The sequence below is a fragment of the Paractinoplanes ovalisporus genome, assembly GCF_016834655.1.
In the GTDB taxonomy this organism is placed as follows: Bacteria; Actinomycetota; Actinomycetes; order Mycobacteriales; family Micromonosporaceae; genus Actinoplanes; species Actinoplanes ovalisporus.
Window position 1 is genome coordinate 103,226 of the sequence record NZ_JAENHP010000013.1, and the last position, 12,785, is coordinate 116,010.

Annotated in this window: 12 protein-coding genes and 1 pseudogene; 3 read left to right on the forward strand and 10 right to left on the reverse strand. The window is 70.4% G+C overall.

Going from position 1 to position 12,785, the window contains the following annotated elements; translation table 11 throughout:
• Position 1 precedes the first annotated feature (1 nt).
• Positions 2–1,201: an acyltransferase family protein gene (locus tag JIG36_RS31755; RefSeq protein WP_203380085.1), complete on the forward strand. Its 1,200-nt coding sequence runs from the start codon at positions 2–4 to the stop codon at positions 1,199–1,201.
• A gap of 55 nt (positions 1,202–1,256) precedes the next feature.
• Here the strand turns inward: JIG36_RS31755 and JIG36_RS31760 are convergent, their stop codons facing one another.
• The 10 genes from JIG36_RS31760 to JIG36_RS31805 all read right to left on the reverse strand — a co-directional run bounded on the left by JIG36_RS31760 (position 1,257) and on the right by JIG36_RS31805 (position 11,301).
• Positions 1,257–2,270 (reverse strand): glucose-1-phosphate thymidylyltransferase, encoded by a 1,014-nt coding sequence (locus tag JIG36_RS31760; protein WP_203380086.1) that lies wholly within the window; start codon positions 2,268–2,270, stop codon positions 1,257–1,259.
• A complete protein-coding gene (locus JIG36_RS31765; RefSeq protein WP_203380087.1) occupies positions 2,267–3,223 on the reverse strand; it encodes a quinone oxidoreductase family protein in 957 nt (318 codons plus the stop codon). The genes JIG36_RS31760 and JIG36_RS31765 overlap by 4 nt, the downstream gene beginning before the upstream one ends.
• Positions 3,220–3,489, reverse strand: coding sequence for a MoaD/ThiS family protein (locus JIG36_RS31770; RefSeq protein WP_236048575.1), 270 nt, complete (start codon positions 3,487–3,489; stop codon positions 3,220–3,222). The genes JIG36_RS31765 and JIG36_RS31770 overlap by 4 nt, the downstream gene beginning before the upstream one ends.
• Complete coding sequence (locus tag JIG36_RS31775) at positions 3,486–4,364, reverse strand: formylglycine-generating enzyme family protein (RefSeq protein WP_203380088.1); 879 nt, start codon at positions 4,362–4,364, stop codon at positions 3,486–3,488. Before JIG36_RS31775 ends, JIG36_RS31770 begins: the two co-directional genes overlap by 4 nt.
• Positions 4,364–5,608 (reverse strand): aminotransferase class V-fold PLP-dependent enzyme, encoded by a 1,245-nt coding sequence (locus tag JIG36_RS31780; protein ID WP_307872993.1) that lies wholly within the window; start codon positions 5,606–5,608, stop codon positions 4,364–4,366. Before JIG36_RS31780 ends, JIG36_RS31775 begins: the two co-directional genes overlap by 1 nt.
• Before the next feature lie 93 nt (positions 5,609–5,701).
• Entirely contained in the window at positions 5,702–6,115 is a 414-nt protein-coding gene (locus JIG36_RS31785) for an SgcJ/EcaC family oxidoreductase (RefSeq protein ID WP_203380090.1), read from the reverse strand.
• A gap of 11 nt (positions 6,116–6,126) precedes the next feature.
• Positions 6,127–7,302: an acyl-CoA dehydrogenase family protein gene (locus JIG36_RS31790; protein WP_203380091.1), complete on the reverse strand. Its 1,176-nt coding sequence runs from the start codon at positions 7,300–7,302 to the stop codon at positions 6,127–6,129.
• A 41-nt stretch (positions 7,303–7,343) separates the two neighbouring features.
• Complete coding sequence (locus JIG36_RS31795; protein ID WP_203380092.1) at positions 7,344–8,120, reverse strand: helix-turn-helix domain-containing protein; 777 nt, start codon at positions 8,118–8,120, stop codon at positions 7,344–7,346.
• 326 nt (positions 8,121–8,446) lie between these two features.
• Positions 8,447–9,379, reverse strand: coding sequence for an enediyne biosynthesis protein (locus JIG36_RS31800; protein ID WP_307873004.1), 933 nt, complete (start codon positions 9,377–9,379; stop codon positions 8,447–8,449).
• Between the two features lie 20 nt (positions 9,380–9,399).
• Positions 9,400–11,301, reverse strand: a complete 1,902-nt coding sequence (locus JIG36_RS31805; RefSeq protein ID WP_203380094.1) for a CRTAC1 family protein — start codon at positions 11,299–11,301, stop codon at positions 9,400–9,402.
• Positions 11,302–12,071: 770 nt separating this feature from the next.
• On the opposite strand from JIG36_RS31805, the pseudogene JIG36_RS52450 reads away from it, so the two are divergent.
• A pseudogene (locus JIG36_RS52450) lies at positions 12,072–12,341 on the forward strand (helix-turn-helix domain-containing protein); the annotation flags it as partial.
• 105 nt (positions 12,342–12,446) lie between these two features.
• Positions 12,447–12,785: a hypothetical protein gene (locus JIG36_RS52455; protein ID WP_236048640.1), complete on the forward strand. Its 339-nt coding sequence runs from the start codon at positions 12,447–12,449 to the stop codon at positions 12,783–12,785.

Sequence of the window (12,785 nt, forward strand, 5' to 3'; positions counted from 1 at the left end):
CATGACCACTGCACCGATCGGGACCGAGACACCGGGCAACCGGCTGCCCTCGCTCACCGGCATGCGGGTGCTCGCCGGGATGGGCGTGTTCGCCACGCACATCATCGCGCTGGGCCTGTTCGCCGACCCGGCCGCCTTCATGACCTACATCCACTACGCGGCCAACCTCGGTGTCTTCGGGGTCGGCTTCTTCTTCGTGCTCACCGGATTCGTGGTCACCTGGACCGCGAGCGAGTCCGACACGGCGGCCCGGTTCTGGCGCCGCCGGTTCTTCAAGCTGGTGCCCAACCACGTCGTCTTCTACCTGGTCATCCTGCTGCTCTGGCTGCCCACCGAGGTGCCGATCAAGACCCTCAAGGCCCTGGCCGGGCTGTTCTTGGTCACCGCGTGGTTCCCCGACCAGGACACGCTGTTCAGCAACCTCAACGGTCCGATGTGGTCGGCCAACATCGACGTCTTCGCCTACCTGATCTTCCCGGTGCTGTACGTGCTGGTGAAGAAGATCAAGCCGGGACACCTGTGGGGCTGGGCGATCGGCGTCGTCGCCCTGTCGGCGCTGGTGCCCCTCGTGGCCCACCAGTGGCTGCCGACCACACCGCCGTCGTTCACCGCGCCGGAGATCTCGTTCCCGCAGCACTGGTTCGGCTTCTACTTCCCGCTCACCCGTTCGCTCGAGTTCGTGGTCGGCATCCTGATGGCCCGGATCGTGCTGACCGGCAAGTGGATCGGGATCACCGCGCTGCCGGCGTCGCTGCTGACGGCCGGGGTCTATCTCGCCACCCTGGACCGTCCGATCTTCCACGGCTGGACGGTGATCCCGCTCATCCCGATCGCGATCCTCATCCCGGCGCTGGCGGTCTCGGACATGCGCGGGCGTCGCACCCTGGTCAACGGCCGCTTCATGGTCTGGCTGGGCGACCGGATGTACGCGTTCTTCGTCTCGCACATCACCGTGCTCTTCATGGTCCACGCCGCCTTCAACGGAGAGAACGGCGTGGTCGGCATGTACACCCAGCGGCAGTTCCCGACCTGGGCCGCGATCCTCGTGATCATCGCGTTCTACGTCATCTGCGTTGTCGTCGCCGAGATCCTCTATGTGACCGTGGAGCGACCGGCGATGCGCCGCTGGTCGCGCCCGCGCAGTGAGCGCCGGGTGGCTCCGGTTCAGCCGGCCGCGCCCGAGCCGGCGTTGCGCCCCTGAGGTTCAGGGGAACACGAATGGGGACGCCCGGCCGGGCGTCCCCATTCGCTTGCGGTCAGGCGGTGAGGTCGACCATGCTGTCGTCGCCCACGACCAGGCGTATCGGCCCGGGTCCGTGGCCCCGCACCACCGCCGCGCGGCCGAGCACCGAACCGGTCAGCTCCGGCACCGACAAGACCCGCACGTCGTCGAACAGCACCGAGTCGGAGATCCGGCTGTCGCGCACGTGGCAGCCGGCGCCGATGGCCACGTACGGACCGAGGTGGCAGTTCTCGACCACCGCGCCCGGCCCGATGACCGCCGGGCCCTCGATCCGTCCGCCGATGATCCGGGCCGTGGGCGCGACGACGACACCGTCGAGCACGCGCCGGTTGGCGGCCAGCACATCCGGCACCGACCCGATGTCCTTCCAGTAGCCGCCGTACTCCTCGGCGGTGACCCGCGCGCCCCGGCCGACCAGCCACTGCGCGGCGTCGGTGAGCTCCAGCTCGCCCCGCGTGCTGGGCCGGATCGCCGCGATCGCCGCGTGCAGGGCCGGGGTGAAGAACGAGACGCCGGTCAGGGCCAGGTCGCTGACCGGCTCGGCCGGTTTCTCGGCCACCCGCCGGACCCGGCCGGTCGCGTCGAGCTCGGCGACACCGAACGCCCGCGGGTCGGCCACCTTCTGCACCAGCAGATGACCGGCCGGACGCTCCCGGCGGAACCGGGCCGCCGCCTCGCTGATTCCCTCGGCCAGCAGGTTGTCGCCCAGATAGACGAGGAAGTCGTCGCCACCGAGGAACGGCCGGGCGGTGCGGACCGCGTGAGCCAGCCCGAGCGGCCGCTCCTGGGTCAGGCAGACGGCCCGCAGGCCCAGGCCGGACCCGTCGCCCACGTGCCGGCGGATCTGGTCGGCGGCGGCGCCGGTGCCCACGATGACGCCGACGTCGAGCACCCCGGCCGCCCGCACCGCGGCCAGCACATGGTCGAGGATCGGCCGGCCGGCCACCGGGATCAGTTGTTTGGGACGGGAATGGGTCAGCGGGCGCATCCGGGATCCGGTGCCGCCCGCCAGCACGAGGGCTCTCATGGGATCAGCAGCACCTTGCCCGCGGCCGACCGCGACTCGACGAGACGGTGGGCGTCGGCCGCCCGTTCCAGGGGGAACGCGGCCGCCACCCGGATCCGCAGATCGCCGCGGCACACCAGGTCGAGGACCCGGCCGGCCCGGCGCCGCATGTGCGCCGGGTCCGGGTCGAAGTGGGCCAGCGAGACGCTGGTGAAGGTGACCGATCCGGCCGCGCGCAGCTGGTCCGGGGCGACCGGCTCGGGCGGTCCACCGGCCCGGCCATAGAGCACGTAGGCGCCCCGCGGGCGCAGACACCGTAGGCCCTCGCCGGCCGTCGCGGCCCCGATGCCGTCGAAGACGACGTCGATCGGGCCGAGCGCGCGGACCTCGTCGGCGAAATGCCCACCGGCGTAGGAGACCACGTGAGCGGCCGGCACCGACGGCGCCTTGGCCGGATCGCCGACGGCGCCGATCACGGTCGCGCCGCGGGCCGCCGCGAGCTGGCAGAGCAGGCCACCCACCCCGCCCGCGGCGGCCAGCACCAGGCAGCGCGACGACGGACCGAGGTCGACCACGTCATGGGCCAGCATGTCAGCGGTCATCGCCTGCACCAGACCGGCCGCCGCGTCCTCGAGGCTCAGGCCGACCGGCACCGGCACCAGTCGCTCGGCCGGGACCAGGCAGTGCGAGGCGTAGGCGCCGGGCACGCCGCTGAAGGCGACCCGGTCGCCCGCTTCGACCGCGACGACCCCGGTTCCCGTACGCAGGACCGTGCCCGCCCCCTCGAAACCGGGCGCGAACGGCAGCTCGACCCGGTAGGCCCCGGACCGCTGATAGAGGTCGACCTGGTTGACCCCGGCCGCGGCCATCTCGACGAGCACGTGGCCCGGGGGCGGCTCCGGGATCTCGTGGGTTCTCACCCCCAGCACGTCGGGGCCGCCCTGTTCGGCCAGGACCACGACCCGGGCGGTCATCCGCCCGCCATGGGCGCGATGAAGGTGACCGTGCTGCCGGCCGGGACCACGGTGTGGTCACGCTGATGCCGGGGCACCATGACGTCGTCGACGCAGACGTTGACATAGCCCAGCGGGGTCCCGTCGGCGTCGACCAGCCGCCGGCGCATCCCGGGATACTCGTCAGCGAAGCGGCGGATCAACTCGGGCAAGGGACCGGCCACACTCTCGAAATCGGTGCGGTGGTCGGGATTCCACACCGACGGCACCACGATCCTGACGGTCATCTGTCCTCCACGGGGGTGCGGGCGCAGCGGAATCCATGGGCGAAGCTGGACCAGCCCAGCGGATCGCCGTGCATACGTTCGGAGCACCGGACCTGATAGCGGAAGTTCATCCACGAGCCACCCCGGATCACCCGGTAGCGACCCATCACCCGGTTCACCGTCGGGTCGCACCGGGTCGACGGGTCATAGAGGTGCGACAACGTGGCGGTCCACTCGTAGACGTTGCCGGCCATGTCGGCGCACCCGGCCGCGCTGTCGCCGTGCGGCGAGAAGAAGCCCACCGGCGTGGTACGCGGTACCGGGCCGGAGCCTTCGCACTCCTTGCGCCACCAGCGTTGCCAGGCGCCGAGGTCGTCCAGCCGGCCGGCGTGCAGCTCGGCGGTGTTGGCCCGGTACGGGTCCCAGTCGTCGCCCCAGGGCCAGATGCGGAACTCGGGGCCGCGGGCGGCCAGCTCCCATTCCGGTTCGCTCGGCAGGCGTTTGCCGGCCCAGGCCGCGTACGACGTGGCGTCCCGCCAGGAGACGTGCACCACCGGGTGGTCGTCGTAGTCCGGCGAGCCGGTGTCCGGGCCGCCGGGCGAGTGCCAGGCCACGCCGGGCCGCTCGACCCAGCCGTCGACGTCGTACACCAGACCGAACCCGCGCTCCTCGGCGTCGGTGCGATATCCCGTACGGCGGGTGAACTCGCGGAACTGGGCGACCGTGACCGGGTGGCGGTCGATCAGGTAGGGCGCGACCGTCACCGGCCGCCGCGGTGTCTCGTCGGCGAACCAGATGCGGGGCAACGTCTGGGGCTGGGTCAGGAGCCAGTCGAGAACGTGTTCCGGGGTGCCCTGGTCGAACCGGGCGCCCGGAACGAGAACCATGTCGTCCATCAGGCGACGGCCCCCTTTCGCGCGGCCGCCACAACCTCGGCCAACGCGTCCACGTCGGCCAGGGTGTTGTAGACGTGGAACGACGCCCGCACCAGGGCCGGCACGCCGAAACGCTCGCAGACCTGGGCGGCGCAGTGCCGCCCGACGCGGACCTGCACACCGGCCCGATCGAGCTGCCGGCCCAGATCGGCCGCCTCGACGCCGTCGAGCACAAAGGAGATCACTCCCGCCCGGTCCGGCGGCCCGAACACCCGCAGCCCGTCGATGCCGGCCAGGCTGTCGAGGGCGTGGCTGATCAGGCGCTGCTCGTGCCGGTGCACGGCCGCCAGGCCCAGGCCGCTGAGGTAGCCGGCGGCGGCCGCCAGCCCGACCGCCTGGGCGATCGGCGGGGTTCCGGCCTCGAACCGGGCCGGCGGAGGCAGGGTGGTGAAGCCGTTCGCGCCGACATCGGCCACCATGCCTCCCCCGGCGAGCATGGGCGGCATGGTGGCCAGCAGCTCGGCGCGCCCCCAGAGCACCCCGACCCCGGTCGGTCCGCACATCTTGTGGCCGCTGAAGGCCAGCAGGTCGACGCCGAGCGCGTCGACGTCGACCGGGCGGTGCGGCACCGACTGGGCGCCGTCGAGCACGGTGATCGCCCCGGCCGCACGGGCCCGCGCCACGATGCTCTGCACCGGGTTCACCGTGCCGAGCACGTTGGACACGTGGGTCCAGGCCACCACCCGGGTCCGGTCACCGATCACTATCGGCAACGCGGACAGGTCGAGCCGGCCGTCCTCGGTCAGCCTCAGCCGGCGCAGGGTGGCGCCGGTACGGCGGCACAGCTCGTACCAGGGCAACAGGTTCGAATGGTGCTCCATCTCGGTCACCACGACCTCGTCGCCGGGACCGATCCGCCACCGCGGATCCCCTTCGGCGGCCGCGGGTTCGAAGGCATGGGCGACCATGTTGAGCGACTCGGTCGCGTTGCGGGTGAAGACCACCTCGTCCGGGTCGGCGGCGCCGATGAAGCCGGCGATCACGGCCCGGGCGTCCGCGTACGCGGCGGTCGCCTCGGCCGCGAGCGTGTGGGCGGAGCGCCCGACGTTGGCGTGATGCCGGCGGTGGTGCCCGTCGATCGTGTCGAGCACGACCTGAGGGGTCTGCGCCGTGCCGGCCGAGTCGAGATAGACCAGAGGTTGCCCCCGCACCGACCGGTGCAGGATCGGGAAGTCCCGTCGGATGCGGCCGATATCAAGAGTCACGCTGTTCAGCGTGGCAAGGAACCGGCGTCCCCTCATCTCCCGCGATGCGGCCCCGCACCCGGTGACCGGATGCGGGGCCGCGGGAGGCTGCGGTCAGGCGGCGAACTTGGGGCTGTTCTGGTATGCGGCCAGCTTCCAGGCGCCGTCCTGCTTCACCAGCAGCCAGGAGGCCCGTACGGCGTACGCGTCCTGGACGGTCTCCTCCTCGCCCATGAGGAAGCCGCCGTCGGTCTGCAGCATGGCGACCGTGCCGCCGAAGAACCGCAGCCCGATCGGGTCACCGGTGACCCGGGTCCCCTTGTAGGCGCCGGCGAACGCCTCGGCCAGGAACGCCTCGATCGCCGCGCGACCCTGGACGAAGACGCCGGGCAGAATGAGCGTGCCCTCGTCGGTGAACAGACCGGCGAAGCCGGCCGCGTCCCCGGCGGCCCAGAACTGCACGACGCGGCCCGGGATCGTGGCGACGGCGGCGTGGTCGGCGACGCCGGGGGTGGTGGATTCGGTCACTTCGGGGCTCCTTAGACGTAGAGGGAGTTCGGCTCGCGTCCGCTGAGGACGCGGCCGTAGAGCTCGTCGTTGGTGTCCGGGTTCATCAGGGCGTGCAGGGACACCGCCTGCAGGTCACGCCGGATGCGCTGGATCGGCACCTCGAGCGCGATCGACGAGCCGCCGCTCGCGCCGGCCAGCAGGTCGGTCGCCTCCAGGGCGAGCCGGATCGCCCGGCCCATGTCGGCGCGGGCCCGCACCCGCTCGGTCAGCGTCCAGGTCTCGGCCCGCGCGGCCTTGCCGTCGACCGCGGAGGTGAGGCGGTGCACGTGGAACTCGGCCTCGTCGATGCGCTGGGCCGCCCCGGCCAGTTGCAGGTGGGTCAGCGGCGCGTCGGCCTGAGCCTCGTAGTCGGTATAGGTGATCTTCCGGTTGGGCAGGCGCTCGATGAAGGTGTCGTAGGCCGCCCGGGCCAGGCCCAGCGCGGTTCCGACGGAACAGGCCGAGGCGACCGGCAGCAGCGGCGCACGATAGATCGCGCCTTCCACATCGGCCCGCCACCCGGCCTTGCCCTGCAGCACGGCCGGCAGGGGCAGGATCCGCGCGGCGGGCACGAACACGTCCTGCGCGACAACGCTGACACTGCCGCTGCCGCGCATCCCGGAGGTGTGCCAGTCGTCGAAGAGCTGCAGATCGGCGGTGGGCACCAGGGCCACGATCGGCAGCGGCGGCTCGTCCGGGGTGACCTTGGCGCCGACCAGCACGTGCCACTTGCTGTGCAGGGCTCCGGTCATGAAGCCCCACTTGCCGTTGAGCACCACCCCACCGGACGCGGGCACGGCCATGCCACCAGGGCTGAGCGTGCCGCAGACCCGGGTGTCCGGCTCCTCGAAGACCTGGGCCAGCACCTCGTGCGGGAACATCGAGGCCATCCAGGTCGGGATCCAGTACACCGAGGCCACCCAGGCCGCGGAGCCGTCGCCGCGGGCCAGTTCGGCCGCGACCTCGGCCACGGTGCGGGTGTCGCACTCGTAGCCGCCGTACCGTTTCGGGGTGCGCATCCGGAAGATACCGGCCGACGTCATCGCGTCGATGACGTCGTCGTGGATGCGCCGGCTCTCCTCGTGCCAGATCGCATGCTTCTGCAACAGGGGCGCCAGTTCGGCGGCCTGTCTGACCAGGTCGGTGCGGCCGGGGATCTCGGACATGGTGCTCTCTCCTCACTGAGGGGTGATGGGTGGGGCGGGGTTCAGGCGGCGCGGCCGGCCAGGACGCGCTCGCGGATGCGGCGTACCGGCGGGACGGTTCGCGGATCGGGCAACGCGAGCAGCCGCGGCGGGTCGAAGAGCCGGGCCGGGCGCAGGCTGAGCGACGCGTGGGTGGTCCGGCCGTCACGGATCACGATCGGGCCGGCGCTGCCGACGAGGATCCGGCGGGCGGCCGGGTCGTCCTCCTCGGCCGGGGTGGCGACGGCCTGGACGAGCAGGTGCCACACGCCGTCCGGGACCTTGTCGAGCAGGAAGCGGCCGGTGCCTCGCTGTACCGCGCAGCTGACCGGCCGGCCCTCCGGCACCCAGCTGCTGAACAGGCCGAGAAACGCCACGTCGACCTCGGCCGGACCGGCGACCCGGAGCGTGCCGGTGACCACGCCGGAGGCCGGTTCGACCGGCTCCTCGACCTTGACGGCGTGGCCGACACCCCGGGTCCGCCGGTACTCGGTCGGCGGCAGGCCCACGCTGCGGGTGAACCGCGAGCTGAAGGTGCCGACGCTGTTGTAGCCGACGTGGACGCTGATGTCGGCGACGTTCATGTCGGTGGCCAGCAGCAGATCCTTGGCCGCCTGCAGGCGCAGGGCGGACAGGAACCGGCCCGGCGAAACGCCCGTGACCCGCTGGAACACCCGGGTGAAGTGGAACTTGCTGAACATCGCGGCTCGTGCCATGTCGTCGACGGTCAGCGGCTCGCCGATGTTTTCCCGCATCATCCGCAAGGCACGGCCGACGGCATTCTCCAGTGGATCGCTCATCATTTCCCCCAGTGCCGCAGAAATACTTGCAAGGCATGCCGGAAAGTGACCCGGGACCGTTCCGAACAAAGACCACACAATGGCGTCAGAACCGGTCTTGAGCTGCCCGAACGTCGTTGATTCAGGGCTTCCGGCATCGCGAGGAACATCGGCTTGATGGCGTGTAGGACCATCGGTCGACGTCTCTTGACATTGGTAATCTTCTCGACAAGAACTGCGAACGGCATCTCGAAAATTGCCGCGACTGAGCACATTTGAATAATTGCCCCGGGAGGGGCCGCCCGGCCTTCGACCGGGCGGCCCGCCGCCTTACCGGCCGATGCCGGTCACGCGGGCGCCGTGACCCGGCGGTCGCGCAGCCAGAGGTACCAGAGGCTGACGCCCCGGATCAGGCAGACGATCGTGACGGCGAAGAACATCGTGTAGACGATGTTGAAGGTCATCAGGACCGCGTACACCGTGGCCACGCCGGCGCCGAACATGAACTGATTGCGCCCGCCCGTGGGGGTGGTGCCGGGATCGGTGACCATGTAGTTGGTGAACAGGACGAAGGCGACCCCGGTCATGGGCAGCAGGGCGGCCCAGACCGCCACATCCCAGATCTCGTGGCGCACCACGGCCTGGATGATGAAGCCCCCGAGCCAGCCCAGGATCAACGGGATCCGCTTGGTCAGCATCGCGTTGAGCACCGTCCCGGAGGTGATGATGATGACCGGGATCAGGATGCTGATCATGTCGGGCACGTTCTCGGTGAAGTGGTACGGCGGGGCCACGTTCACCCACGGGAAGCAGAGCAGGGCCGCGGTGATCCCCAGGTTCGAGGGGTTCATGAAGTGCCGCATGCGGCCGTTGAGGGGCGCCCGGAACAGCACCTTGCCGCCGATGCCGACCAGCACGGCGAAGGCGATCGGGGCGAACCGGTCGTTGGCGTAGAGCAGCATGTTCGCGGCCAGGGCGGTGATGTGCGCGGGCAGCAGGAACTCGAAGTGGCCGCGGAAGCCCCGACCGGCGAACGAGACCTTCCGTCCGGCGACCCGCGCGCTGATCACCTCGATCAGGTACTCGGCCGAGTAGGCCAGCAGCAACGACCAGAACGGCCAGCTCCACGGCTGCTCGAAACCGAGCAGCGTATAGCCGAAGATGTTGAAGACGGACATGGAGATGGCAAAGTTGCGCAGCGCCAGATAGCGCGGGTCGGGCTTCTTGACCGGCGCGGGCGGCGCCGGCGGCGCGGTGACGACCGGCGTACCGGCGCCGATCCGGGACGGCTGAACGGTGGTCACGGCTTCGAGACCTCCTCGATCTTGTCGGTGAGCATCAGGTCGCGCCACCCGGAGGTCATGCTCGTGGTCTGGTTGTGCACCTGGCCGGCACGGTCCCGCCAGACGATGGCGACCTGCACCGGGGCGCCGCCGGTGTCGCCGAGCCCGACGAAGACGTCGAGGCTGCGCTTGCCGGAGTGACCGCCGCCGCCGTCGAGCTGGGCCAGGCGGACCCGGCCGTCGGCCGTGGTCACCCGCACCTGAGCCCCGTAGGCCGGGGTGCCGATCACGTCGTCGCCGGCGCCCTCCGCCGGCCGGTAGAGGCGCAGTCCGATGTAGTCGCCGGGCGCCTGCGTGGTGTTGCGGTAATAGGAGGGCGCAGCCCATTGCCGCGCCACCGCGAAGTCCTGCCGGCCGTCACCGTCGGCGTCGGCCACGGCCACTCCCCGGCTCGGCGTCGTGTCGGTCATGCCGAGCTGCCCGGCAACGTCGGTGTACCGGCCGTTGCCCTCGGCGGCCCAGAACGCGAACGGCTGGGAGCCCGCGATGTCGTCACCCGGCTCGGCCTTGGGCCACATGTCCGGGTTGCTCAGCATCAGGTCGTTGCTCATGGCCAGTTCCTGCAGCCAGTTCCAGCGGTTGATCCGGCCGTCGATGAAGCCGAGGGCCTGGACCACCTCGACGGTGCCGTTGTTGTCGAAGTCGGCCATCTTGGCGTCCCAGCCCCAGCCGGACCAGGCCATGTTCATGTCGGCCGCGTTGTTGCGGAACGGGGCCCGGCCACGGATCAGGTCGCCGCGCGCCTGCTGCGCGTCGGCGGCCGTGTTCAGCCAGACGAAGTTGCTCTCCTCGAGCCCCCACGACGTGGTGATGTTGCTGACGAAGGCGTCGAACCGGCCCTCGCCGCGCAGGTCCCCGAACTCGATCGACATGCCCTTGAACGAGTCGTGGCCTATCACCAGCGACTTCGGGGTCACCGCGTCGCGGCTGCCCTCGGCCAGGGCGAACCGGATCCGGCCGGGCTCGGAGACGTTGTGGAAGAACCGGTCGTGCCCGAAGTCGTTCGCCAGATAGAGCTCGGGCTTCAGGTCACCGTCGAGGTCGGCGGTCGCGGCGCCGAGCGTCCACCCACTGGCGTACTCGGGGTCGATGGCCTCGTCCTCCACGTAGTGCACGACCGGCTCGGCGTCCGCGCTGACCCCGACCCAGCGCAGCACGTGCGCGCCGCCCGCGTTGCGGGCGTGCGACATCGAGTCGTTCATGGTGACGTTGGGCAGGCCGGCGCGGTCGAGCACCTCGGTGTCCGGAAAGTAGTTGAAGATGCCCAGGTCCAGGTGCCCGTCCCCGTCGAAGTCGGCGGCGGCCACGGCGTTGGTGTTCCACAGCGGACCCCGGTAGTGCGTGGTCGTCGACTGCGGGATCAGCTCGGTCGGCCGGTACGAATCGTTGCTCAGCGGACCTGTACCGGGTTCGCGGAGGAAGAGGACCGGCGTCCGCCCCCAGTAGTAGACGAGGACGTCCATCCGCCCGTCCTCGTTGAAGTCGCCGGGCAGACAACCCATCGGGGCCATCGCGTCGTGCACCGGCAGCGGAGCCGGGTCGAGCACGAAGGGCCGGTAGGTGCCACCCGACTCCGGCGCGGGAGTAATGACGGCGGTGTCACTGCGCGTGTCGACCAGGCAGAGATCGTCGGCCTTGCCGCGACCGTCCAGGTCGCCCGCGGCGATCGACGCGCCGACCGACGAGATCCAGGACCGGATGTGCTCGTAGCGTGGATTGACCTTGCGGACGGTGCGCTTCGACAGGCCTTCCGGAAGCGCGATCGGCAATTCGGTGAAACCGAACTGCGAGGCGATCTCCGCACGTGTCGTCGCCGACGCGGTGGGCTGGCGGGCCACCAGAAACGTGCCGGCCAGCATAACGATGACGACAAGTGCGGGGATAAGCCGGCGGAATACGCCGGCCGGTTGCGCGGGCAACGGCTCTCCCTACGGACGGCGGCGCCAGGAATGGGCGGGCCAAAAGACCCGCACGACAGCGCCGCGATCGGACGACGAAGGTCCGCGCTCGCCACGTCACGCATTTTCCGGCGCCGCTTTCCACCCGTTCGTGGCATTCGGATCGCCGGTCCTGCCTGGCGCGCGGCCTCGGACCGGCCGGCCGTCGAGTGACCGGCCGTGAGCCGACCGGCGGACCATACAGAGCATGGCGGGCCGGGCTCGTGGGCTCATCTCACCGCTTGCGCTTTTCGGCTCGGACGGACGCTGCCGTCACATCGCCGGCCCCGCGAACAGTGAGAGTTATCCGACAAAGATCAACGGCGTGGCGTCCCACCGAAGGACAAACCATCCTGTTAGGACACCTCCGGCCGGCCTCCGGGACCGGAGCGACACACGCCCGAATGGATCAGCGGAGTTAACCATTCAGACAGCCCGGCATCGTCCCACCAGGCCGAATGGAACCAATGCGGATCATTGGCTACGGTCCAATACATCGACGGATATGTGTGTCCATGATCGGTTGCACATCGATGAATTTCGTAGCGCCTGCGTCTGTTGCCCGACCCCATAGGCGCCGGTAGCATCGGGCAAACGCGCAGTAACACCTCGCTGACAGTGCGTGACGTCACCGGCTCTCGCATCCTCGTTTGGTCGCGTGTGGGCACACTCCCGCCACGCGCCGGAAAGGCATGAAATTGGCGACCCAGGACGCGATCGAAAGAGCCATCTCCGTCATACACAGCAACATCGGCGAGGACCTGTCGGTCGACGATCTCGCCCGGGCTGCCCTATTCAGCAAGTTCTATTTCACCCGGGTTTTCCAGCGGGTCACCGGAATTTCCCCGGGCCGCTTCCTGAGCGCTGTTCGCATCGAGGAGGCCAAGCGGCTGCTCAGCACCACAGCGCGTTCCGTGGCCGACATCGGAACTTCGGTGGGTTATAACAGCGTCAGCACTTTCAGTGCTCGATTCAACCGAGGGGTCGGATGCACTCCGGTTGCCTACCGACGGGGGGCACCCCACTCCGCGCTCCCGAGCCCGGCGCCGGTGGCGCCGGGCTCGACTTTGAGCGGGCTCATCCGGGCGCCCTCGACGACCCCGGTCTTCCTGGGGTTGTTCCCGGACCCGATCGCCGAGGGGCTGCCGGCGAGCTGGACGATCGCCACCGCGTCGGGCCCCTACCAGCTGACCGACATCGGGCCCGGCACGTGGCATCTGGTCGCCTACCCGTTCGGGGACCACGAGAGCCATGAGAGCGTGGCCCGCACCGGGCCGATCGTGACGTCACGGACGACCAGCGAGATCAAACTCGATGTCGCGCTGCGTCCGCTGGTCGCGACCGACCCGCCGGCGGTGCTGTCGTTCCACCGGCTGGCCCAGCCCCACCGGCGATCGGCCGCCTGA